The organism is Actinomadura macra NBRC 14102 (genome assembly GCF_001552215.1).
Classification (GTDB): domain Bacteria; phylum Actinomycetota; class Actinomycetes; order Streptosporangiales; family Streptosporangiaceae; genus Spirillospora; species Spirillospora macra.
Genome location: NZ_BCQT01000017.1, coordinates 358,833 through 380,782, shown reverse-complemented (window position 1 = coordinate 380,782; position 21,950 = coordinate 358,833). Strand labels below are relative to the sequence as shown.

Annotated in this window: 20 protein-coding genes; 8 read left to right on the top strand and 12 right to left on the bottom strand. The window is 71.4% G+C overall.

Translation table 11 applies throughout. The annotated features are described in order from the left end of the window. Nucleotides 1–8 precede the first annotated feature (8 nt). A complete protein-coding gene (locus AMA02S_RS27830; protein ID WP_245667864.1) occupies nucleotides 9–962 on the bottom strand; it encodes a phosphatase PAP2 family protein in 954 nt (317 codons plus the stop codon). Nucleotides 963–1,417: 455 nt separating this feature from the next. Here AMA02S_RS27830 and AMA02S_RS27825 point away from each other — a divergent pair, with 455 nt between their 5' ends. Continuing rightward, a complete protein-coding gene (locus tag AMA02S_RS27825; RefSeq protein ID WP_218005137.1) occupies nucleotides 1,418–2,866 on the top strand; it encodes an alpha/beta hydrolase in 1,449 nt (482 codons plus the stop codon). On the opposite strand, the gene AMA02S_RS27820 is transcribed toward AMA02S_RS27825, so the two are convergent. Next, nucleotides 2,863–3,255: an OsmC family protein gene (locus tag AMA02S_RS27820; protein WP_067463594.1), complete on the bottom strand. Its 393-nt coding sequence runs from the start codon at nucleotides 3,253–3,255 to the stop codon at nucleotides 2,863–2,865. The two genes, AMA02S_RS27825 and AMA02S_RS27820, sit on opposite strands and share 4 nt — an antisense overlap. Before the next feature lie 103 nt (nucleotides 3,256–3,358). After that, nucleotides 3,359–5,500, bottom strand: a complete 2,142-nt coding sequence (locus AMA02S_RS27815) for a DEAD/DEAH box helicase (protein ID WP_218005136.1) — start codon at nucleotides 5,498–5,500, stop codon at nucleotides 3,359–3,361. Nucleotides 5,501–5,698: 198 nt separating this feature from the next. Here AMA02S_RS27815 and AMA02S_RS27810 point away from each other — a divergent pair, with 198 nt between their 5' ends. Beyond that, nucleotides 5,699–6,166, top strand: a complete 468-nt coding sequence (locus AMA02S_RS27810) for an SgcJ/EcaC family oxidoreductase (RefSeq protein ID WP_084265647.1) — start codon at nucleotides 5,699–5,701, stop codon at nucleotides 6,164–6,166. A 337-nt stretch (nucleotides 6,167–6,503) separates the two neighbouring features. On the opposite strand, the gene glnA is transcribed toward AMA02S_RS27810, so the two are convergent. Beyond that, entirely contained in the window at nucleotides 6,504–7,928 is a 1,425-nt protein-coding gene (gene glnA, locus AMA02S_RS27805) for a type I glutamate--ammonia ligase (RefSeq protein WP_067463367.1), read from the bottom strand. Between the two features lie 187 nt (nucleotides 7,929–8,115). Between glnA and AMA02S_RS27800 the strand changes: the two genes are divergently transcribed. Continuing rightward, entirely contained in the window at nucleotides 8,116–8,592 is a 477-nt protein-coding gene (locus AMA02S_RS27800) for an RDD family protein (RefSeq protein WP_067463364.1), read from the top strand. Between the two features lie 21 nt (nucleotides 8,593–8,613). Here the strand turns inward: AMA02S_RS27800 and AMA02S_RS27795 are convergent, their stop codons facing one another. Both AMA02S_RS27795 and lipA read right to left on the bottom strand, forming a co-directional pair. Next, complete coding sequence (locus AMA02S_RS27795) at nucleotides 8,614–9,309, bottom strand: DUF4191 domain-containing protein (RefSeq protein ID WP_067463361.1); 696 nt, start codon at nucleotides 9,307–9,309, stop codon at nucleotides 8,614–8,616. A 116-nt stretch (nucleotides 9,310–9,425) separates the two neighbouring features. Further along, the gene (gene lipA, locus AMA02S_RS27790) at nucleotides 9,426–10,355 is read right to left on the bottom strand and encodes a lipoyl synthase (protein WP_067463358.1); all 930 of its coding nucleotides are present in this window, start codon (nucleotides 10,353–10,355) and stop codon (nucleotides 9,426–9,428) included. A gap of 217 nt (nucleotides 10,356–10,572) precedes the next feature. On the opposite strand from lipA, the gene AMA02S_RS27785 reads away from it, so the two are divergent. Continuing rightward, nucleotides 10,573–11,082, top strand: a complete 510-nt coding sequence (locus AMA02S_RS27785; protein ID WP_067463355.1) for a DUF1877 family protein — start codon at nucleotides 10,573–10,575, stop codon at nucleotides 11,080–11,082. An 88-nt stretch (nucleotides 11,083–11,170) separates the two neighbouring features. On the opposite strand, the gene lipB is transcribed toward AMA02S_RS27785, so the two are convergent. The 6 genes from lipB to AMA02S_RS27755 all read right to left on the bottom strand — a co-directional run bounded on the left by lipB (nucleotide 11,171) and on the right by AMA02S_RS27755 (nucleotide 18,410). Continuing rightward, complete coding sequence (lipB, locus tag AMA02S_RS27780; RefSeq protein WP_439951613.1) at nucleotides 11,171–11,872, bottom strand: lipoyl(octanoyl) transferase LipB; 702 nt, start codon at nucleotides 11,870–11,872, stop codon at nucleotides 11,171–11,173. A gap of 95 nt (nucleotides 11,873–11,967) precedes the next feature. After that, nucleotides 11,968–12,705, bottom strand: coding sequence for a Type 1 glutamine amidotransferase-like domain-containing protein (locus tag AMA02S_RS27775; protein ID WP_067463349.1), 738 nt, complete (start codon nucleotides 12,703–12,705; stop codon nucleotides 11,968–11,970). Nucleotides 12,706–12,788: 83 nt separating this feature from the next. Next, the gene (locus AMA02S_RS27770) at nucleotides 12,789–13,676 is read right to left on the bottom strand and encodes a TIGR01777 family oxidoreductase (protein WP_067463346.1); all 888 of its coding nucleotides are present in this window, start codon (nucleotides 13,674–13,676) and stop codon (nucleotides 12,789–12,791) included. 171 nt (nucleotides 13,677–13,847) lie between these two features. Continuing rightward, nucleotides 13,848–15,368 carry a 2-oxoglutarate dehydrogenase, E2 component, dihydrolipoamide succinyltransferase gene (sucB, locus tag AMA02S_RS27765; protein WP_067463343.1) on the bottom strand — a complete coding sequence of 507 codons (1,521 nt, stop codon included), beginning with the start codon at nucleotides 15,366–15,368 and terminating at the stop codon, nucleotides 13,848–13,850. A gap of 38 nt (nucleotides 15,369–15,406) precedes the next feature. Next, the gene (gene lpdA, locus AMA02S_RS27760; RefSeq protein WP_067463340.1) at nucleotides 15,407–16,801 is read right to left on the bottom strand and encodes a dihydrolipoyl dehydrogenase; all 1,395 of its coding nucleotides are present in this window, start codon (nucleotides 16,799–16,801) and stop codon (nucleotides 15,407–15,409) included. A 133-nt stretch (nucleotides 16,802–16,934) separates the two neighbouring features. After that, nucleotides 16,935–18,410 (bottom strand): leucyl aminopeptidase, encoded by a 1,476-nt coding sequence (locus AMA02S_RS27755; RefSeq protein ID WP_067463337.1) that lies wholly within the window; start codon nucleotides 18,408–18,410, stop codon nucleotides 16,935–16,937. Nucleotides 18,411–18,650: 240 nt separating this feature from the next. On the opposite strand from AMA02S_RS27755, the gene AMA02S_RS27750 reads away from it, so the two are divergent. From AMA02S_RS27750 to AMA02S_RS27735, 4 genes are all read left to right on the top strand, one after another. Beyond that, nucleotides 18,651–19,412 (top strand): GntR family transcriptional regulator, encoded by a 762-nt coding sequence (locus AMA02S_RS27750; protein ID WP_067463333.1) that lies wholly within the window; start codon nucleotides 18,651–18,653, stop codon nucleotides 19,410–19,412. 78 nt (nucleotides 19,413–19,490) lie between these two features. After that, a complete protein-coding gene (locus AMA02S_RS27745) occupies nucleotides 19,491–19,718 on the top strand; it encodes a 4Fe-4S dicluster domain-containing protein (RefSeq protein WP_067463331.1) in 228 nt (75 codons plus the stop codon). Between the two features lie 11 nt (nucleotides 19,719–19,729). Further along, nucleotides 19,730–21,160 carry an ABC transporter substrate-binding protein gene (locus AMA02S_RS27740; RefSeq protein WP_067463329.1) on the top strand — a complete coding sequence of 477 codons (1,431 nt, stop codon included), beginning with the start codon at nucleotides 19,730–19,732 and terminating at the stop codon, nucleotides 21,158–21,160. After that, nucleotides 21,157–21,933, top strand: a complete 777-nt coding sequence (locus AMA02S_RS27735; protein WP_067463325.1) for an ABC transporter permease — start codon at nucleotides 21,157–21,159, stop codon at nucleotides 21,931–21,933. Before AMA02S_RS27740 ends, AMA02S_RS27735 begins: the two co-directional genes overlap by 4 nt. The last annotated feature ends 17 nt before the right edge of the window (nucleotides 21,934–21,950 follow it).

Sequence of the window (21,950 nt, the reverse complement as noted above, 5' to 3'; positions counted from 1 at the left end):
CTATCGTGTCAAATGGCCGACCCCGACGCACCCCCGGCCGCCGCCGAGTCGGCCCTGGTACCGGCCCGAGAGCGCTGTGCCGCTGGTCCGGAGCGCTGCTCCGCCCGCTGGGGGAGGCGCTCGGAGATGCCCTGGGCCAGGCGGTGTCGGAGCTCCAGGACCTGCCGGGGGCAGCGCATGTACAGGACCCAGGAGAGCCCGAGGGTCCCGGCGATCAGCGCGATCCCGGCGACCGCGTCCAGGACGTAATGGTTGGCGGTGGACAGGATCACGAACACCGTCGTGGCCGGGTACAGCACGCCGACGATCTTGGCCCAGCGCTGGGTGGCCAGCTTGACCAGGATGAACCCGCACCACAGCGCCCATCCGGCGTGCATGGACGGCATCGCGGCGTACTGGTTGGTGAGGCTGCCCGAGGCGTCGCTGGCGTACAGGCCGAGCGAGTGCAGCGCGGTCACCGGGTCGACGAAGCCCTCGCTGTGCAGGAACCTCGGCGGGGCCAGCGGGTAGAGCCAGAAGCCGAGCAGGGCGATCCCGGTGGCGACCATGATCGAGGTGCGCAGCCACCGGTAGTCCTGCGGCCGGAACCGGTACAGCCACACGACGATGGCGAGCGTCACGATGAAGTGCATCGTGGCGTAGAAGATGTTGGCCGTGCGCGCCAGCCAGGGCACGCCCAGCAGGGTCTGGTTCAGGCCCAGCTCCACGTCGATGCCCAGAAACCGTTCCACGTCGAGGATCTGGTCGGCGTGGGCGAACGCCGACGCGGTGCCGTCCTGAACCAGGACGATGCGGGTCAGCGTATAGCCGGTGTAGAAGAGCACGATCAGCAGGAGCTCTCGCCACACCGGAGGTGCGGCGAGCACCCTTCGCCGCGTCGTCTCGGCGGTCTTGCGCGGCTCGCCTCGCCGGGCCGGTCTGGCCTGGCCTTGGCGGGCTGCTGGGGGGGCGGTCTGGGCCATGCTACCTATCTTTGCCTCGCGGCCCCCTGATTGAGATCACCGCACCGAATGGTCTTCATCTCAGACCTGAGTAGTACAACCCTGACGCGGTATCCGGACTTTCGGGGGAGGGGCCCTCAGGGGGTCCCCCCTAGGTCAGCTCCCCGCGCGGAGCCTATGAAGTTGATCAGGTATCAGCATAGGAGGCGCTGGGTAGGTCACGACCGGCCCCCCGTGAATCGAACGGGGGACATATGCGTCGGATTGCATCGATACCAGGCATTGTGGTCGTCGGTGCCATCGCGTTGACCGCTTTCGGACTGGCCGTGGACGGCGCGTCGGGCCTTCCACGAGCCTTCGCGGGCTCACCACGGACCGCACCGGGCCCCACCGTCCCCGTATCGACTCCGTTTCCGGGCCCGGCTTCGGGCCCGGAAACGGCTCCGGCGGCGGCCTTAGGGGCCTCGGCTCCAGCCATGGCGCCGCCGGTCCGACGGGCCGAGTGGAAGCGCTGCACCGCGCTGCCCGCACCGCCACCGGGCCCGAAACCGCCGCCGACCGGGCTCCGCTGCGCGACCGTCCAGGTGCCGCTGGACTACGCCGCGCCGTCCGGCGACACGATCGGCATCGCCCTGATCCGCGTCCCGGCCACCGGCGGCCCCCGCATCGGCTCGCTGCTGATGAACTTCGGCGGCCCGGGAGGCGACGGCGTCGACACGCTCGCCCAGGCCGCGGGCGAGTACCGGAACCTGAACACGCGCTACGACCTCATCGGCTTCGACCCGCGCGGCGTCGGGCGGAGCGCCCCCGTGGCCTGCGTCGACGACCGCCGCATGGATCAGCTCGCCGCCCAGGACGGCACCCCCGACACCGCGGCCGAGGAGAAGGCGCTGATCAACGCAGGACGGTCCTACATCCGGCAGTGCCAGGCACGCTCCGGCAGACTCCTGCCGCATGTCGGCACGCTCAGCGCCGCCCGCGACATGGACATGATCCGCCGTGCGGTCGGCGACGCGAAACTGCACTACTTCGGCGTCTCCTACGGCACCTGGCTCGGCGGCAGCTACGCCCACCAGCACCCCGGCGATGTCGGGCGCGCCGTCCTCGACGGCGCCGTGGACACCGGGATCGGTAGCGCGGACCTGGGCCTCCAGCAGGCCGCGGCGTTCCAGCGCGCGCTCGGCGACTTCGGCGCGGCCTGCGCGGCACTCGGCCGGCGCGCCTGCCCGCTCGGCCGCGACGGGACGGAGGTGGCCGCGTCCACCGGGCGGATCCTCGCCGGCCTCGACCGTGCCCCGCTGCCCGCCGGGAACGGCCGCCGGCTGACCGAGAGCCTCGCCACCACCGGCGTCTCCGCCGCCCTCTACTCCCGGCGGGCGTGGCCGATGCTCGCCCAGGGCCTCGTCGACGCGTCCAAGCGCCGCGACGGCAGCTTCCTGCGCGTCCTCGCCGACCTGCAGAACGGGCGCCGGGAGGACGGGACCTACAGCAACCTGGCCGCCGCCAACACCGCGATCGCCTGCGCGGACGGCACCGACCGGTACACCCCGGACGACGTCCGGCGGCTCCTGCCGAAGTTCCGTGCCGCCTCACCGGTCTTCGGCGCGTCGATGGCGTGGAGCCTGCTGCGGTGCACCGGCTGGCCGGTCCAGGGGGACGACGCCGCACGGGACGTGTCCGCGCCGTCCGCGGCCCCGATCCTCGTCCTCGGCAACACCGGCGACCCGGCCACCCCCTACGCGTGGGCGTCGGCGCTCACCGAGGCCCTCGGCGGGCGGGCGACCCTCCTCACCCTCAGGGGGGAGGGCCACGGCGCCTACGACACCGGCGACCCGTGCGTGCGACGCGTCGTGGACGCCTACCTCCTCGACGGGCAGGTGCCCGCCTCCGGCACCACGTGCGGCGGACGGGGCGGCGCCGGCTAGACGACCTGCTCGACCTTCATCGGCTCCTTGAGCGCATTGCCGACCGTGCAGTAGCTGTCGTGGACGCGCTTGGCGACCGCCTCCAGCACGTCCCCGGCCTTCTCGTCGCCCGCGGGGAGCTCGACGTCATAGGTGATCGTGATCGTGCCCAGCGTGCTGGTGGCGACCTTGTCGGCCTGGACCGTCGCGGCGAGCCGCGCCATCCGGTGCCCGCGCTTGGCCGTCAGCGGCTCCACGGTGACCAGCTCGCAGCCGCCGAGCGCCGCCAGCAGCAGCTCGACCGGCGTGAAGACGCCGGCGGTGTCCCCGGCGCCGACGGCGACCTCCGCGCCCCGGTCGTTGACCGCCCGGAACCCGTCCTCGGTGCGCTCCACCCGGACCTCGGCCATGACATCTCCCTTGATCTCGATGACGTCCGCCCATCGCAACGCGGACGCTCCGCGGGTTCTTCCCCATCGCGCCCACGTCAGGCGCGGCGGCCGGGAGGACGGGTCAGGCGGCGCCGAGCCGCTCCCGCTCCGCCGCGACGATCTGCCGGGCGAGGGCCTGCTCGGAGATGTCGACCGCGTCCGGGGTCCGCTCGGCGAGATCGCTGCGCCGCGCGTACTCGTCGAACAGCCGGGACTTGGCGGCGAGGATCTCCAGCATCCGCTGGTCGACGCCGCCCGGCGTGAGCAGCCGGTGCACCTGCACCGTGCGGACCTGCCCCATCCGGTGGGCGCGGGCGACCGCCTGCGTCTCCATGGTCGGCTTCACCTGCGGCTCACAGATGATCACGACGGATGCGGCCTGGAGGTTCAGCCCCACCCCGCCCGCCTGGATCTGCGCCAGGAGCACCGCATGACCGGGGGCCGCGGTGAACGCGTCCACCAGCTCCTGCCGCCGCGCCGCCGGCATCCGGCCGTCGATCGGGCCTCGCGCGTCCGGCCCGGCCACCGCGCCGGCCGCCGCCAGCACGTCCCGGAAGAAGGAGAAAACCACGACCTTCAGCCCGTTCGCGGCGGCCTCGTCCACCAGCTCCGCCAGGCGACCGAGCTTGGCCGACCGCTCCGGGACCGCGTACGCGGCGCGGCGCATCGCCATGAAGTTGCCCTCCGTGACGGCGCTGCGGTAGGCCGCCTCGTCCGCCCGGCTGAACTCCTCCCACTCGTCCACGTGCACGACCTCGGGAAGCTCCACCAGCACGTCCCGCTGGTTGCGGCGTAGGTACACGGGCGCGACCGCCTTGCGGAACGCCGTCGGCCCCACCGCCGCGTCCCCGGGACGGATCCCGGGGACCAGTTCGGGCCGCAGGTGCGCCACCAGGCTGCGGAACTCCTCCACACGGTTCTCCATCGGCGTCCCGGTGAGGAACAGCACCCGCTTCGTCCGGGCGCACCACGCGGCGACGGCCTTGGCGCGGCGCGTCTCGTGGTTCTTGGCGTAGTGGGCCTCGTCCACGACGAACATCCCGAGCGCGACGTCCTCGGGGACCTCCAGCGTGTGCAGCGAGTCCAGTGTCGTCACCGCGATGCCGCCGGAACCCGCCCACTCCTGCACGGCCGCCGCCCGTTTCGGCCCGTGCAGCGGATGCGCCACCAGAGCGCTGCGCGCCTCGATCTCCCGTACCCAGTTGATCAACACGCTGGCGGGGCAGGCCACGAGAAAGTGCGTCGCGCCCTCGGCCCGCAGGTGCGCGATGGCGGCGATGGCCTGGACCGTCTTCCCGAGCCCCATCTCGTCCCCCAGGATGACCCGCCCCTGGACGAGCGCGAACCGCGCACCGAACGACTGGTAGCCGCGCAGCGAGACCCGCCGATGCGTGTCGTCCAGCGGCTGGGCCTTCACCCTCGCCGCGAGATCCCCGGGCAGGAACCCCTCCGCCGCGTCGCGCTCAGGCTCCAGCGCGGCCAGGTCCGCCAGCAGGGTCTGGTAGTCGGACGCACGCAGCTCGAAGTCGATCCACGCCTCGTCGGGCGAGACGTCCGGGCGCAGCAGGTCGGTCGACGCCTGTGCGATGAGCAGCCCGGTACCCCGCGCCTCCTCCGCTGTCACGACCTCGGCCAGCTCACCGAGCGCCGCGCGCGCCCGCTCCCGCTTCGCCGCCCCGGCGACCAGCCTCCGCCACCACGAGGTCTCGGTCCGCGCGTCGTGGACGAGGGAGCGCAGCCGCTCGTCCAGCCGCGCGGCCGCGGCCCTGGCGTGCGGCAGCTCCGGCCCGGCGGCGACCATCCGGTGCAGCGCGATGACCAGCGGGGTCGTCCGCTCGTCCCGCCGCTCGGCGTCGAGCCTGATGCCGGCCGTCCGCGCCGCCGCGTCCGCCAGCTGCCCCGCCGCCGCGTGGACCTGTTGCGCGGTCTGGGGGCCGACCCCGGGGAGGAGCTGGAGCCGGTACGGGGTGCTGTCCAGGACGTCCAGCACGGTGGAGAACCCGCCCTGTTCGATCAGGCCGAGGCGGAGCCGCCCGTCCGTCACGTCCTTGAGCCTGGCCAGCGGGATCGAGGCCAGCTGCTCGCGCGCCCCGTCCAGCCGCAGCGGCTCCAGTGCCCGGTGCACCTCCGCGAGGGCCAGCCGATGGTCGTCCAGGAGGGCACGCGCGGCACGCAGCAGAGTACGCCCGTCGCGCAGAAGCTCCTTCGGCTCGGCGCTTCTCAAGCCCGCCACTCCTCACTCTCCGGGCGCTCCACCGCCCGGGGGCCTCAGCCCGTCCGCGCTGTGGGCGATGCCGTCCTGTCGATCAGCAGCGGCCCAAAACCAGCGGACATTTTACAGATTGCGGATAGACGATCCCCAGAGGTCATCGCGCTGCGGAACCTTGACCTCAAGTGCGCTTGATGGACCAGCCTGAGGGCCATGAGCACTGTGGACATCGACGCGCGGACGCGCGAAGCCGAGATCGAGGCGATCGAGCAGGTGGTCGCCACGGTCGAGCACGCCCAGAACAACGAGCTTCCCGACGAGTTCCTCGGCCTGTTCCGGCCCGACGCGATCTGGACGACCGGCGGCGGAAAGCGCCTCTTCGGCCTCGACGAGATCGCGGACTTCACCCATCAGGTGCTTCCCGGCGGGATGCGGGGGCTGACGGTCGCGTTCGAGATCGAGCACGTGCTGTTCATCCGCACCGACGTCGCCGCCGTCAAGCTGCGCCAGGTGTACCGGGCGGCCGACGGGCTGGACGTGGGCTCGCCCTTGTGGATCCTGGCGAAGGAGGATGGACGCTGGCTCCTGACCGCCTGCCAGAACGCCGCCGCTCCGGACGACGAGGCGGGAGTGGACGCCGAGAGCAGGCCCATCTTCGCCCCCGACAAGCGAGGCCGGTGACGAAACGTCGGAACCGAACCTGGCCCGCCGCCCGGCACGTCCGGAAGGCGGGCCTCGCCATCGAGGCCAGCGCTGACTGAGCACCCGTCCCACAGCGGGGAGGGCCGCAGCGGGTATGCCAGGAGCGGCGGAAGCCTGATCGGTGTTTCGTCGCGACTCGCCGGTCTTCTCGCGGGCCCGGGCCAGTGCGGTAAGGCAACCACGGAACCGTCCGTACGTCGCACAGGCACGTGTGCGTGCGCAGGCCGATCGCCTGCTGTACGGACAGGCCGCCAATGTTGTACGGGCGCGAGGGCCCCGGCGGATGGTGCTCGCCGGGGCCCTCACACAGTTCGGACTAGATGTCGTAGTACAGCTCAAACTCATGCGGGTGGGGGCGAAGACGGATCGGGTCGATCTCGAACTCGTTCTTCATCGTGATGTAGGTGTCGATGAGGTCCGGAGTGAAGACGCCGCCTTCGAGGAGGTAGTCGTGGTCGGCCTCCAGGGCGGCGAGGACCTCGGGAAGGCTGCCGGGAACCTGCGGAATGGCGCGGGCCTCCTCGGGCGGGAGCTCGTAGAGGTCCTTGTCGACCGGGTCGGCGGGCTCGATCTTGTTCTTGATGCCGTCCAGGCCGGCCATGAGCATGGCCGAGAAGGCCAGGTAGGGGTTGCAGGACGGGTCCGGAACGCGGAACTCGATGCGCTTGGCCTTGGGGTTCGAACCGGTGATCGGGACGCGGATGCACGCCGAGCGGTTGCGCTGGGAGTAGACCAGGTTGACCGGGGCCTCGTAGCCGGGGACGAGGCGGTGGTAGCTGTTGACCGTCGGGTTGGTGAAGGCCAACAGGGACGGGGCGTGCCTGAGCAGCCCGCCGATGTAGTAGCGCGCGCTGTCGGACAGGCCCGCGTAGCCGACCTCGTCGTAGAAGAGGGGCGAGCCGTCCTTCCAGAGGGACTGGTGGCAGTGCATGCCGGAACCGTTGTCGCCGAAGATGGGCTTCGGCATGAACGTGACGGTCTTGCCCGCGTCGCGCGCGACGTTCTTGACGATGTACTTGTAGAGCATGAGCTGGTCGGCCGTCTTCAGCAGGGTGTCGAAGCGGAAGTCGATCTCCGCCTGGCCGGCGGTGCCGACCTCGTGGTGCTGCATCTCGACGTGGATACCCGAGGTGAGGAGCTGGGAGACCATCTCCGAGCGCAGGTCGGTGTAGTGGTCCATCGGCGGCACCGGGAAATAGCCGCCCTTGTAGGGGGGCTTGGCGCCGAGGTTGCCGCCGGGCTCCTCACGGCCGGTGTTCCAGGCGCCCTCGACGGAATCGAGGTAGTAGTAGCCGGCGTTCTGCTTGGTCTCGAAACGGACGTCATCGAAGATGTAGAACTCGGCTTCGGGACCGAAATAGCACGTGTCGGCGATGCCGGTGCCGCGCAGGTAGTCCTGCGCCTTCTTGGCGACGTTGCGCGGGTCGCGGCTGTAGGGCTCGCCTGTCAGCGGGTCGTGGACGAAGAAGTTCAGGATCAGGGTCTTGTGCTGGCGGAACGGGTCGACGACCGCGGTGGACGGGTCGGGGAGCAGGAGCATGTCGGACTCGTGGATCTCCTGGAATCCGCGGACCGACGAGCCGTCGAACATCAGTCCCTCGGTGAAGACGCTCTCGCCGAAGCTCTCCACGGGGAACGTGAAATGTTGCATTTTGCCCGGCAGGTCCACGAACCGGCAGTCGACGAATCGGACTCCTTCGTTCCTGATGAAGCTCAGGACCTCTTCGGCGCTGCTGAACATCCAGCCTCCTTGGGGCGCTCGTGGGGTTTCCGCAGGCTACGGACAGGCCGTTTCCCGGCTATGTCCCATATGTTTCGGCTGTGTTACGCGTCACAGGCGGCGCTGGGATGCGCGTCTCACACGTCCCTGTCCTTGCCCAGGGATGGGTGAGTCAGAACCCCCCAAGAGCACCGGATAGCTTAGGGACATGACCAGTGGCAAGGAGCGAGACGCGCGGTGGACGCAGACCTGGCTCAGCGGCGCGCGCGCGGCGGGGGCTGACCTCGGGCAGCCTGGGGAACGGCTCGGCCTTCCCGGAAGCGGGAGCGGAGCCGTCGCGGGTTACGGTCGCAGGCTGGTCGCGCTTTTCGTCGACTGGGGGCTGTCGATGCTCGTCGCGAGCCTGCTGGCGCGGACGCTGGACTGGTCGCCGTCCCAGCGCAGCATGTGGACGCTGATCATCTTCGGTGTGCAGGCCTGGCTGCTGACCGGAGCCGTGGGCACGACGCTCGGCAAGCGGCTGTGCGGGATGCGGGTCGTCCGGCTGGACGGGCGTCCGGTGGGGCTGGGCTGGTCACTGGCCCGGGCGGTGCTGCTTCTGCTCGTCGTCCCCGCGCTGCTGTGGGACCGGGACTACCGTGGCCTGCACGACCGGGCGGCCAACACGGTGGTCGTGAGCCTCTGAGGGACGGGCGCGGGAGTTCCCTCAGCGCATCTTCGGCTTGGGGCCCTTGGGCATCTTCGCGCCCTTCGGCATCGGCCCCTTCGGCATCTGCATGGAGCGCGGCAGGGCCTGCAGACGGTCGTTCAGCTCCGACACCTGGCCCTTGGTGAGGTTGCGCGGAAGCTTCATCAGGTGCCGCTGCAGCTTGTCGACCGGGACCTGGCCCTCGTCCTCACCGACCTGCACGTCGTAGATCGGGACCTGCTGGGCGGCGCGGGAGATGCGCTTCTTCTCCGCGCCGAGGAGCTGCCCGACGCGGTTGCGCGGCCCCTCCGACACCAGCACCACGCCGGCGCGGCCGACCGCCCGGTGCACCATGTCGAGGTTCCGGTTCCCGCTGACCGCCTCGGTGACCGTCCAGCCGCCGCGCATGTTCTTCAGGATCGCGGCGGCCGCGCCCGGCTGCCCTGAGATCACCTTGTACTGCGCCCGCTGCGCCAGCTGCCCGAAAACGATCATGCCGACGGCGAACGCGGCGAGGACCCCGAGCGGGATGAAGAACCAGAGTTGACCGATGAACAGCCCGATCAGGACGACGACGACCAGCGTGCCGATCGCCGAGGCGAAGACGATCGGGAGGGCCTTCGGGTCCGCCTGGCGGAGGACCTGGGCGACCATGCGGATCTGCTTGAGGCGGCCCGGACGCTCCTGGGCCCCGTCCGTGGGCTGTTTCGTCATGTAATCAAGGATAGTCATGCCGAAGGCCCCGTTCCGACCACCCCGGCCCCGCAGGCAAGGGGACGAACCTTGAGCGCGAGCGCGTGGCCGGGCCCCGGAACGAGCCGCGGCGGCGGTCAGGCGCCGCGCGCCTCGATCGCCTGCTTGTAGAGGCGGCCGGCGCGGTAGCTCGACCGGACGAGTGGCCCCGACATGACGCCGGCGAACCCGATCTCCTCGGCCTCGGCGGACAGCTCGACGAACTCCTCCGGCTTCACCCACCGCTCGACCGGGTGGTGGCGGGCGCTCGGCCGCAGGTACTGGGTGATCGTGATCAGCTCGCAGCCGGCCTCGTGCAGGTCGCGCAGCGCGGCGGAGACCTCCTCGCGCGTCTCGCCCATGCCGAGGATCAGGTTGGACTTGGTGACCAGCCCGTCCTCGCGGGCCCTGGTGATGACGTCCAGCGAGCGCTCGTAGCGGAACCCGGGGCGGATGCGCTTGAAGATCCGCGGGACGGTCTCCACATTGTGCGCCAGCACCTCGGGACGGGCGGAGAAGACCTCGGCGAGCTGCTCCGGGACGGCGTTGAAGTCGGGGATCAGCAGCTCGACGCCGCAGCCGGGGATGGCCGCGTGGATCTGCCGGACGGTCTCGGCGTACAGCCAGGCGCCGCCGTCCTCCAGGTCGTCGCGGGCGACACCGGTGACGGTCGCGTACCGCAGCCCCATCGTCGACACGGACTCGGCGACACGGCGGGGCTCGTCCCGGTCGAGTTCGGCGGGTTTGCCGGTGTCGATCTGGCAGAAGTCGCACCGCCGGGTGCACTGGTCGCCGCCGATGAGGAAGGTGGCCTCGCGGTCCTCCCAGCATTCGAAGATGTTGGGACAGCCGGCCTCCTGGCACACCGTGTGCAGGCCCTCGGACTTCACCAGGTTGGTGAGCTCCTTGTACTGCGGGCCCATCTTCAGCCGCGTCTTGATCCATTCGGGCTTGCGCTCGATCGGGGTCTGGCTGTTGCGGGCCTCGATGCGCAGAAGCTTGCGCCCCTCAGGTGTCACCGTCGTCACTCGTTCAGGGTACGTCCCGACCGATGGTGGCGGCACGTGCGGCCCCCGGCGGGCACCCCGACGTCGATCCGGATTCGAAGATGTATCGGGGTGATCTCGAATGCGTGACAAGACCCGGTTTCGCCTTGCCGGTTCGCGTGTTTCTGTCGTCGCCGGCAGTGGATCTCTCTAGGGTGACTCCCTGTCGTCACGCAACAGCGTTAGCAGGAGGACCGCAGTGGGTCTGGCAATGTCGTACCTCAGGGTGCCGCCGGTGCTGGAGGGAGAGCCGGATCCCGGCCGGATCGCCCGCCACATCTTCGGCACCGCCGACTGGCGCCGGCGGAGCGCATCGGAGCTGTTCGATCTCGGTGCCGCCTGGCAGGCGATGCACTACATCGTCACAGGTGACGCCTGGGAGGGCCGCCAGCCCGAGGCGGACGCGGTGTGCGGCGGGCGGCTCCTCACCGAGGACGGCGCGGACGAACTCGGCATGGACGTGATCTTCCTGGCGCCCGACCGTGTGAAGCCCGCCGCGGACCATCTGGCCGCGACGCCGTTCGGCAAGGTCGCCGAACGGTACGACCCGGCGGCGATGGCCGAGGCGGGAGTCCAGGACGCACGCGCCCTCGACGCCGCGGCCCGCGACCGCGTCCTCAAGCCCGCCTACGAGAACCTGACCGCCTTCTTCGTGGCGGCGGCGACCGGCGGCCAGGCCGTCTACAAGGTGATGGCACCCACATCCTGACCCGGTGAGGTGAAGCCGAAGGCGAGCCTCACCGGGGAAGATCGCGAAGCGATGTCGCGTTCGCCCGAGCAGGGTCAAGGGCGAGCCGCTAGGCGAGCCCTTGGGCCGGGGGTGAAGGAGACACAGCCGGGATCGACCCGACACTCCGGTGGAGTGTGCCCGCGGCGCCGAGCACCCGGGCCAGGTGGCGTTCGGCCAGCGGGGTGACCTCGGCGACCGTGACCTCGCGGCCGACCTCGCGGCTGAGGTTCGTGGAGCCCGCGTCCCGGATCCCGCAGGGAATGATCTTGTCGAACCAGCCCATGTCGTTGTCGCAGTTCAGCTGGAAGCCGTGCATGGTCACGCCCTGTGACACCCGGATGCCGATGGAACCGATCTTGCGGTCCGGGGTGCCGGGCACCCACAGTCCGCTGCGTCCCTCGACGAAGGTGGTCTCCAGACCGAACTCGGCGCAGACGTCCATCAGCATCCGCTCCAGCAGCCGCACGTAGGCGACCACGTCGACGGGGTCGGGCAGCCGCAGGATCGGGTAGCCGGTCAGCTGCCCCGGGCCATGCCAGGTGATCTTGCCGCCACGGTCCACGTCCACGACGGGGGCGCCGGGGTCGCCGAGGGGGCGGTCGAGCGCCGCGGTGCGCTTTCCCGCCGTGTACACCGGCTCGTGCTCCAACAGCAGGACGGTGTCGGGGATCTCTCCGGCGACCCGGAGGGCGTGCGTGCGCTTCTGCAGGCCCCAGCCGTCCAGGTAAGGGACGGCGGCGGCCCCGAAGCCCACGTGGACGACCACCAGCTCGTCGATGTCGAAACCCGGCGGCCGCGCCTCGGCGGTGTCGGTGGACTGGGGCACCTCGCGTACGTCTACATCGCTCACGCCCGCCAGCTTACTTACAGGGCGGCCAGCAACCGCGGCTCCAGGCGGGCCTCCTTGGCGGTGCCCGGACCGTCCGGCTCCAGCCGGTAGGCGCCCGCCTCGGCCCGGTAGGAAACGGCCTGGACGAACTCCGTCCCGACATAGTGCAGGGCGACCGACTCGTCCGCCGCGTATCCGCCCGGCAGGGTCCCCTCACCGACGAGCTGCTGCAGCAGCGGACGGCGCTGCGGGTCGCTGTCGTAGTGCACACCGCACGAGTACGGCAGGAACCCGAGCCCGTCCGTCAGCGGCCGCAGCTGGGGGCCGTAGGAGTCGGTGTTGCCGCCCACGTGCCAGCACAGCGCGCCCGCGCTCTGCCCGGACAGGACGACGCCCTCCTGCCATGCCTCGCGCATGATCTCGTCCAGGCCGTGCAAGCGCCACAGGGCGAGGAGGTTGGCGACGCTGCCGCCGGACACGTACACCAGGTCCTGGGGGAGCAGGTGGGCGCGCATGTCCTGCACGTTCGGCATCGGGAACAGGGCGAGGTGGCTGACCTCCGCGTCCAGCGAGGAGAACGCAGCGTAGAAGCGGGCGATGTATCCGGCGTCGTCGCCGACCGCCGTCGTCAGGAAGCAGACCCTCGGGCGGTCCTGGCCGGTCAGGTCCAGGGCGTAGCGCAGCAGGGGACTCGGGGAGATCCCCTGCCGGTCGTCCGGGACGAAGGTCCCGCCGCCGATCGCGAGGATGTGCGGCTGTCCGTCGGTGCTCATTCACCCTCCTCTGGGCGTGCAGTCTCTTTGTCACCGTATGGCTACTGATCGGGACCGGATGCGACTTTGACGTTTCTTGGGGCTCACAGAACCGCTTCAAGGGCCGCGCTCAGCTCCGTGTGCGTGAACCGGAACCCCGCCTTCTCCAGCCGCCGCGGCAGCACCCGCTGGCTGACCAGCGGGCCCTCGTCGGCGAACCCGCGCAGCGCGGCCCGCAGCGCGAACTTCGGGACGGCGAGGCGGGCGGGTCGTCCGAGGGACCGGCCCAGCGCGCGCGTGAAGTCCTCGTTGGTCACCGGGTTCGGCGCGGTGACGTTGACCGGTCCAGCGATCTCGTGGTCGATGAGGAACCGCAGTGCCGCGATCTGGTCGTCCAGGGAGATCCAGCTGATCCACTGCCGGCCGTCGCCCAGCCTGCCACCGAGACCGAGCCGGAACAGCGGGAGCGTGCGCCCGAGCAGTCCACCCGAACGCGCCAGCACCACCCCCGCCCGCGGATGGACGACCCGGACGCCGACCTCCCGCGCGGGCGTCGCGGCGGCCTCCCAGTCGCGGACGAGCTCGGCCAGGAACCCCCGGCCCATGCCCGCCTTCTCATCGACCGTCCGGTCACCGGTGTCGCCGTAGAACCCGATCGCCGACCCGCAGACCAGCACGGACGGCCGCCGGTCCGCCGCCGCGATGGCCTCCGCGAGCGTGCGGGTGCCGCTGAGCCTGCTGTCCCTGATCCGCCGCTTGTACGACGCCGTCCACAGCCGATCGCCCACGCCCGCCCCGGCCAGGTGCACGACGGCGTCAGCACCGTCCACGGCCGCCACTTCCACGCATCCGTCGGCGGGGGACCACCGCGCCTCGTCCGCTGCGGCGGGTTCCCTGCGCACGAGGCGCAGGACCTCGTGCCCGTCGGCGCGCAACGACCTCACGAGAGCGGAGCCGATCAGGCCCGACGAGCCCGTCACGGTCACCTTCATGACTCCCAGCCTAAGCCGACGCTCCTGACCATCCCGGGAGATTCCCCCCCCTTCCAGGGTTTTCCCGGATCAGCGGCCCCACTCGCAGGACCCCGCCGCTCCGCGCGGAGCGGCGGGGTCCTGCGGGACGAACGGGCGCCGGCGCCGTGCCGGCGGCGTGTCAGGTGCGCCTCACAGGCCGAGGTCGGCCTCGAAGTTGCCCTCCTCCAGGCGGTGCTTGATCGTGCCGAGGAAGCGGGCGGCGTCGGCGCCGTCGATGAGGCGGTGGTCGTAGGTCAGGGCCAGGTAGACCATCGAGCGGACGGCGATGACCTCGCCGAGGTCCGGGTCGTCGATGACGGCGGGGCGCTTGACCACGGCGCCGGTGCCGAGCATGCCGACCTGCGGCTGGTTGAGGATCGGGGTGTCGAACAGCGCGCCGCGGCTGCCGGTGTTGGTCAGCGTGAACGTGCCGCCCGACAGCTCGTCGGGGTTCACCTTGTTGGTACGGGTGCGCTCGGCGAGGTCGGCGATCCGCTGCGCGAGGCCGCCCAGGTTGAGCTGGCCGGCGTTGTGCACGACCGGCACCATGAGGCCGCGCTCGGGCACGTCCACGGCCATGCCGAGGTTCTCGACGTCGTGGTAGGTGACCTCGTTGGTCTCGCTGTCGATGACGGCGTTGACCTTCGGGTGCGCCTTGAGGGCCTCGACCGCCGCCAGCGCGAAGAACGGCAGGAACGACAGCTTGACGCCTTCGCGGGCCTGGAAGTCGGCCTTGGCGCGGTCCCGTAGCCGCGCGATCTTGGTGATGTCCACCTCGACCACGGTGGTGAGCTGCGCCGAGACCTGGAGCGACTCCACCATGCGGCGGGCGATCGTCTGCCGGATCCGCGTCATCTTCTCGGTGCGGCCGCGCAGCGCGAGCTGCTCGGCCGGGGCGCCGGCGGGCGCCGGGGCGGCGTGCCGGCCCGCCTGCTGGGTGGGCTGGGCCTGCGCGGCGGGCGCGGTGGTGGGCGCGGCCTGCTGGGCGGGCTGGGCCTGCGCAGGGGCGGCGGGCGCGGCCTGCTGGGCGGCGCGGGCGGCCTCCAGGACGTCCTGCTTGCGGATGCGGCCGCCGACGCCGGTGCCCTTCACCGTGGTCAGGTCGACCTCGTGCTCGGTGGCGAGCTTGCGGACGAGCGGGGTCACGTACGGGCCGTCGCCGGACGGCGCGGACTCCTGTGCGGGCTCCTGCGCGGGCTGCTGGGCTGCCGGGGCCGGTGCGGGCGCCGACGGCTGCGGGGCCGGCGCGGGCGCCGGGGGAGCCGGGGGCTGCTGCTGGGCGGGCGGCGGCCACGCTGCGGGCGGTGGGCCCTGCTGCGCCGGGGGCTGCTGCGGTGCCTGCTGCGCGGGCGGCTCCGGGGACTCCTGGGCGGGCGCGTCGTGCGCGGGGGCCTCCTGCGCGGCCGGGGCGTCGCCGCCGGACGGCGCGTCGCCCTCGTCCCCGATGATCGCGAGTTCGGCGCCGACCTCGACGGTCTCGTCCTCGGCGACGGTGATGCTGGTCAGGACTCCGGAGGCGGGTGAAGGGATCTCGGTGTCGACCTTGTCGGTCGACACCTCGAGAAGCGGCTCGTCGGTCTCGACGCGCTCACCCTCCTTCTTCAACCAGCGGGTGACGGTGCCCTCGGTAACGCTCTCGCCGAGCTGGGGCATAGTGACGGAGACCGGCATGGCTCTCAGCGACTCCTTCGAGAAATACTGCGCGGCGTTCAGCCGTGCACGTGCAGTGGCTTGCCGGCGAGCGCGAGATGCGCCTCACCGACCGCCTCGGACTGGGTCGGGTGGGGGTGGATCAGCTGGGCGACCTCGCCGGGCAAGGCCTCCCAGTTGTAGATGAGCTGACCCTCCGCGATGAGTTCGCCGACGCGTGCGCCGACCATGTGCAGGCCAAGGACGGGGCCGTCCACTGCGGCGATCACCTTGACCTCGCCCTGCGTCCCCAGGATCTTGCTCTTGGGGTTGCCGGCCAGGTCGTAGGTGACCTCCTTGACCTCGTAACCGCGCTCCCGGGCGACGGCGGTGGTGATGCCCACCGACGCGACCTCGGGGTCGGAGTAGGTGATGCGGGGCACGCCGTCGTAGTCGATCGGGGGCGGGGTGAGCCCGCCCAGCCTCTCGGCGACGAGGATGCCCTCGGCGAACCCGACGTGGGCCAGCTGCGGCGTCGGGATCAGGTCGCCGACCGCCGAGATCGTGGGGACGCTCGTCCGGCAGAACTCGTCGACCTTGACGAATCCGCGCTCGGTCTCGACACCCGCCTCGGCCAGGCCGATGCCGTCGGAGACGGGGCCGCGGCCGACGGCGACCAGGAGGATCTCCGCGTCGATGGTCTTGCCGCCCTCCAGGGTGACGGAGACGCCGCCCTGGGTGGGCTTGGCGCTCTCGAAGCGCGTGCCGAGCTCGTACTTGATGCCGCGCTTGCGGAACGCCCGCTCCAGCCGCTTGGAGCTGGACTCCTCCTCCAGCGGCAGCAGGTGGGGGAGCGCCTCGACGATCGTGACCTCGGCGCCGAACGAGCGCCAGACGCTGGCGAACTCCACGCCGATCACGCCGCCGCCGAGGATCACGACGGAGCCGGGGACGTGCTCCAGGCGCAGCGCGTGGTCGCTGGAGATGACGCGCTCGCCGTCGATGTTCAGACCGGGCAGGGACTTCGGCGCCGACCCGGTGCCGAGCACGATGTGGGCGCCCTCCAGGGACCGGACCTGGCCGTCGCCGGTCGTGACCTCGACGGTGGTGGGGCCGGCGAGGCGGCCGGTGCCGTGCACGACCTCGATGCCCCGGGACTTGATCAGTCCGGTCAGGCCCTTGACGGTCGTCGAGACGACCTTGTCCTTGTAGGCGTTGACGCCGGCGACGTCGATTCCCTCGAACACGGCCTTGACGCCGAACTTCGCGGCCTCACGGGTCTGGTCCGCCACCTCGGCGGCGTGCAGCAGCGCCTTGGTGGGGATGCAGCCGCGGTTGAGGCAGGTGCCGCCGAGGAACTCGTCCCGCTCGATGAGCGCGACCGACTTGCCGAGCTCGGCGGCGCGCAGCGCGCACGCGTACCCGCCGCTGCCGGCACCCAGGACGACGATGTCGAAGGGGCCGCTGTTGGCCACTGGACGCTCCCTTTCCCGGTCTTGGCGCCGCGTGTGTCGCGGCGCTTTGGGCGGGGCGGGGCGCACAGGCACGGGGCCCCTACCGCCACGAGCAAACCTATTAGCTTGTCACCCCGGTAACATCCGGCGGCCCCTACAGAGTCCCGTCGGCGAGGTCCTCGGCGATCTGGACGAGCGTGCGGGTCGCCGCGCCCGTGCCGCCCTTGGGGGTGTATCCGTACGGCTCGCCCTTGTGGAAGGACGGGCCGGCGATGTCGAGGTGCGCCCACTTGACGCCGTCCGGCACGAACTCCTTGAGGAACACTCCGGCCACCAGCATGCCTCCCCAGCGCTCGCCGCTGATGTTGGCGATGTCGGCGACCGCGGAGTCCAGGCCCTTGCGCAGCTCAGCGGGCAGCGGCATGCCCCAGGACGCCTCTCCCGCGCGGACGGCCGCCGCGACCACCTTCTCACGGACGCCGTCGTCGTTGGCCATGACCCCGGTGGTCCGGGTGCCGAGCGCGACGAGTTGCGCGCCGGTGAGCGTCGCCACGTCCACCAGCAGGTCGGGGGAGTCCTCGCAGGCGCGCACGATGGCGTCGGCCATGACGAGGCGGCCCTCGGCGTCGGTGTTGAGGACCTCGACGGTCTTGCCTCCGTAGATGCGCAGGACGTCGGACGGACGCTGCGCGGTGCCGCTCGGCATGTTCTCGGCGATGGCCAGGTAGCCGACGACGTTGACCTTGGGTCCGAGCTTGGCGATCGCCTCCAGCGCGCCGAGCACGGCGCCGGCGCCGCCCATGTCGGACTTCATCCAGTCCATGGCCTCGGACGGCTTGAGCGACAGACCGCCGGAGTCGAAGGTGATGCCCTTGCCGACCAGCGCGAGGGTCTTGGACGCCTCGGGGTGGGTGTAGGCGAGGCGGACGAGGCGCGGCGGGTTGGCCGAGCCCTGGCCGACACCCGCGATCCCGCCGTAGCCGCCCTCCACCAGGGCCCGCTCGTCGAGCACCTCGATGGCCAGGCCCGTCTCGCCGGCGATCCGCTCGGCCTCGCCGGCGAGGTCCTCGGGGGACAGGTGGGACGGCGGGGTGTTGACGAGGTCGCGGACGAGGTTGATCGAGGCGGCGAGGATCCGCGCGCGGTCGACGGCGGCCGTCTCGGAGGCGGGGGCCAGCAGCCGGATCTCCTCGGCCGGGCCCTTGCGCCCGTCGGTGCGGTAGAGGTCGAAGGCGTAGTTGCCGAGCAGCGCGCCCAGGGCGACAGCCTCGACCTCGCCGGCGGACGCGGCGGGAAGGGCGACGGCGACCCGGGTGCTGCCGGCGAGCGTGCGCAGGGCGGCTCCGGCGGCGCGGCGCAGATCCTCGGCGGCGGGCCGCTCGCCCAGGCCGGCGGCCACGATCACCGGGGCGGGGACGGCGCCGAGCGTGGGGAGCTTGACGACCTCGCCGGCCTTGCCGGTGGCGCCGAGTGCGCGTAGCGCGTCCGCGAGCCGCCCGTCCAGGGCCTTGTCGAGGCCCTCGGCCCCGGCGGCCGGTGTCGCGCCGGCCTCGGCCGGGGAGACGCCGATCACGATCGCGTCGACGTCGAGAGTGGCCGGGGCTGCGCTGTCAAGGCTGATGCTCGTCACGTAGCCCGATGTTAGTCCTCCCGGTGACCGGTTTCGCCCTTTTGGATCAAGCCTTACCCTCCCGGAACGCGTGCTGGGGACCGTGTGCGGCGTCGCAAAGGTGCGCGGGACCGCGCTAGGGGTGGCGGAACGTCGCCGGGCGGCGGCTTTGTCGCAGGTCGAGCGCCGGTTCCGAACATGTCCGGGTGGCGTAACGGGAACCCTATTCACCTATTCCGATGGTTTTAGTAGGTTAACCCTGTGACCAGGAGAGACACCGCCGCTGAGGCGCTGACACTGACGGACGCGCGGCGCCTTCGGGCCGACCGTGCCCGGCAGGTGGCCGATGTGCTGCGCCGCCAGGTGCTGGACGGCGGATTCCGCGGCGGGGCCCTGCCCACGGAGGCGGAGCTCGTCCGCGAGTTCGGCACGTCCCGCAACACCGTCCGGGCGGCGCTGGACCTGCTGCGCGCGGAGGGCCTGGTCGAGCGCTGTCCCGGTGTCGGGACGCTCGCGGTGGCCGAGAAGTACCCGCACGGGCTGGAGCGGCTCCGGGGGCTGGCCGAGACCCTGCGCGAGCACGGGGTGGTCACCAACGAGGTCCGCACCACCGGGCTGATCTCTCCGTCCCGGGAGATCTCGTCCCGGCTGCGACTGCCGGCGGGGGAACCCGTCGTCTACATCGAGCGGATCCGGCGGCTCGACGGGCTGCCGCTCTCACTCGACCTGACCTATGTGTCCCGGGATCTCGGCGAGCCGCTGCTCGCCGAGGACCTGGCCCACAACGACATCTTCGTGCTGCTGGAGCGGATCGCCGGGCAGCCGCTCGGCCGCGCGGAGGTCACGCTGGAGGCGGTCAACGCCGACCCGCATTCCGCCGCGACCCTGGACGCCCCGCGCGGCACCGCCCTGCTGATGCTCGAACGCCTGACCCACCTCGCGGACGGTCGTCCCGTCGACCTGGAGTTCATCCGGTTCCGCGGCGACCGCATCACCATGAGCGGCTCGATGAGCCGCTCCTGACACCACCGGCGAGGACCGCCGGACCTGTACCGGACCGACCCCGGGCCGGCCTGAGCCCGCCGATTCCTGGAGACCTCCATGTCCCTTGTGGACCACCGCGCCGACGTCCCCGTGACCGTGGACGAAGTGCTCTGTATCGACGGCTGCACGCTGTGCATCGACGTCTGCCCGCTGGATGCCCTCGCCGTCCATCCCGAGACCGGCAAGGCGTACATGCACGTGGACGAATGCTGGTACTGCGGCCCGTGCGCCGATCGATGCCCCACCGGTGCCGTGACCGTGAACATGCCTTACCTGCTGCGCTGAAGGGCCCTGCGATGAACAGAACACTGGCGGCCGGTGCCGCCCTGATACCGCTCTTGGCCGGCTGCACCGTCGCGGGCAACGCCTCCGGCGAGGGCGGAGCCGACCAGATCGTCGTGGGATACCAGTCCAAGACGATCAACACGGTCACGGCCGGGACCCTCCTGCGCGCGCAGGGCTTCTTCGAGAAGCGCCTGAAGGAACTGGGCGGATCCGAGGGCAAGAAGTACTCGGTCGCGTGGCGCGACTATGACACCGGCGCGCCGATCACCGCGCAGATGCTCGCCGGAAAGATCGATATCGGGTCGATGGGCGACTACCCGCTGCTGATCAACGGATCGCGGTCGCAGGCGCAGGGGAGCGACGCCGAGACCGAGTGGGTGTCGGTCACCGGCTACAACCTGCGCGGCTCGCTGAACGGCGTGGTGGTCTCCAACGACTCCAAGACACGGACGCTACGCGACCTCAAGGGCAAGACCGTCTCGGCCAGCGTCGGATCGGCCGGGCACGGGACGTTCGTCCAGGCGGCGCGCAAGTACGGGCTGGACCCGGTCAAGGACGTCAAGGTCGAGAACCAGCAGCCCACGGTGGGCACGTCGGCGCTTCAGGCGGGGAACGTCGCGGCCCTTGCCCAGTTCGTCGCCTGGCCGGGGCTGCTGGTGAACAAGGGGCAGGCCAGGCTGCTGTACGACGGCGGTGACCTGAACGTGCCGACGTTCCACGGGGTCGTCGTCCGCAAGCGGTACGCCAAGGAGAACGAGAAGATCCTCCAGGCGTTCCTGCGCGCGCAGATCGACGCGACCGACTACCTGCACGCCCATCCCGTGGAGGCGGCCGAGTCGGTGGCGTCGACGACCGGCCTGCCGGTGGAGACGGTCTATCTCTACAACGGCGCGGGCGGTGTCGCGACGTTCGACCCGACCATCAAGAAGCCGCTGCGGGACGCGTTCGTCCAGGACGTCCCTTTCCTCAAGTCGATCGGCGTCATCCAGGCGCCCCTGAAGGTCGATCCCTTCGTCAACGACGCCTACATCAGGAAGGCGGTCGGCCCGTCCTACGACGGCGCCGCCGCGTCCACCGCGAATCCCGCCGCGATCACCGGGAGGGACGAGGTCTGCAAGAAGGAGGTGAGCGGCCCGGCCACGGCGGGTGAGGTGTGGGTGCAGGGTGAGCCCACGACACGTCCCGTCGCCGACCCCGTGTGCCTGCTGAGGAACGTGCACGCGCTCAAGGGCGAGGGAAAGCAGATCCGCGCGGCGTACATCCCCGACACCGCGACCGGCACGCGCTGGTTCGCCGACAAGGACGTCTGGGTGGACGACCCGTCCGCCGATGCGGCGAAGCGGTTCAAGCCCTTCGCGACACGGGAGGGCGCGGAGAAGTACGTCACTGCCCACTCCGGCGCCAAGATCGTCACCTACGACGAGGCGGTGCGACGCGCATGACCGGGCTCCTGCGCTGGCCGGTGCGGGTGGCGTCGCTGGCGGCGGCCCTCGCGGTCTGGCAGGTCCTCACCGCCGCCGACGTGCGGCTCTGGGTCCGGTTCGACCGCTTCCCCGGCCCCGCCGAGGTGCTGCGGGAGTTCGGGCGGCAGATCGAGCACGGCCAGTTCTGGCAGGACGTCGCGCAGAGCCTCGTGCGGATCCTCACCGGGTTCGCGCTGGCCGCCGTTCTCGGCCTCGTGCTCGGCGTGGCCACCGCCCGCTCGCGGTGGGCGGGCGACCTCCTCCAGCCGCTGTTCGAGGTGGCGCGCCCGATCCCCGCCATCGCGCTCGTGCCGGTGGCGATCCTGCTGTTCCCGGCGAACGAGCAGGGCATCGTCTTCATCACCTTCGTCGCCGCGTTCTTCCCGGTCCTGGTGAGCACGCGGCACGCGGTGCACGCGCTTCCGCTCGTCTGGGAGGACGCGCTGCGGACGCTCGGCGCGGGCCGGGCGCGGGTGCTGCTGCGGGTCGTGCTGCCGGGCGTGCTGCCGGGCGTGTTCGGTGGCCTGTCGATCGGCATGGGCGTCGCGTGGATCTGCGTCATCTCCGCGGAGATGATCTCCGGTGACTTCGGCGTCGGCTACCGCACCTGGCAGGCGTACACGATCGTCGACTACCCCGGCGTGCTCGTCGGGATGGCGACCATCGGGTTGCTCGGCTGGCTCACCTCCGCCTCGGTGGAGCTGGCCGGCCGCCGGCTGACCCGGTGGTTGCCGAGGGAGGAACGCTCATGAGCGGCGAAGCCGGCCGG

Excerpts from the sequence above, each read along its gene's own strand:
- AMA02S_RS27775 (WP_067463349.1), bottom strand. The coding sequence starts at position 12,705 with ATGAGCACCGACGGACAGCCGCACATCCTCGCGATCGGCGGCGGGACC.
- AMA02S_RS27820 (WP_067463594.1), bottom strand. The coding sequence starts at position 3,255 with ATGGCCGAGGTCCGGGTGGAGCGCACCGAGGACGGGTTCCGGGCGGTC.
- AMA02S_RS27735 (WP_067463325.1), top strand. The coding sequence starts at position 21,157 with ATGACCGGGCTCCTGCGCTGGCCGGTGCGGGTGGCGTCGCTGGCGGCG.
- AMA02S_RS27825 (WP_218005137.1), top strand. The coding sequence starts at position 1,418 with ATGGCGCCGCCGGTCCGACGGGCCGAGTGGAAGCGCTGCACCGCGCTG.
- AMA02S_RS27810 (WP_084265647.1), top strand. The coding sequence starts at position 5,699 with ATGAGCACTGTGGACATCGACGCGCGGACGCGCGAAGCCGAGATCGAG.
- AMA02S_RS27745 (WP_067463331.1), top strand. The coding sequence starts at position 19,491 with ATGTCCCTTGTGGACCACCGCGCCGACGTCCCCGTGACCGTGGACGAA.
- AMA02S_RS27800 (WP_067463364.1), top strand. The coding sequence starts at position 8,116 with ATGACCAGTGGCAAGGAGCGAGACGCGCGGTGGACGCAGACCTGGCTC.
- sucB (WP_067463343.1), bottom strand. The coding sequence starts at position 15,368 with ATGCCGGTCTCCGTCACTATGCCCCAGCTCGGCGAGAGCGTTACCGAG.
- glnA (WP_067463367.1), bottom strand. The coding sequence starts at position 7,928 with ATGTTCAGCAGCGCCGAAGAGGTCCTGAGCTTCATCAGGAACGAAGGA.
- AMA02S_RS27830 (WP_245667864.1), bottom strand. The coding sequence starts at position 962 with ATGGCCCAGACCGCCCCCCCAGCAGCCCGCCAAGGCCAGGCCAGACCG.
- AMA02S_RS27770 (WP_067463346.1), bottom strand. The coding sequence starts at position 13,676 with ATGAAGGTGACCGTGACGGGCTCGTCGGGCCTGATCGGCTCCGCTCTC.
- AMA02S_RS27740 (WP_067463329.1), top strand. The coding sequence starts at position 19,730 with ATGAACAGAACACTGGCGGCCGGTGCCGCCCTGATACCGCTCTTGGCC.
- AMA02S_RS27795 (WP_067463361.1), bottom strand. The coding sequence starts at position 9,309 with ATGACGAAACAGCCCACGGACGGGGCCCAGGAGCGTCCGGGCCGCCTC.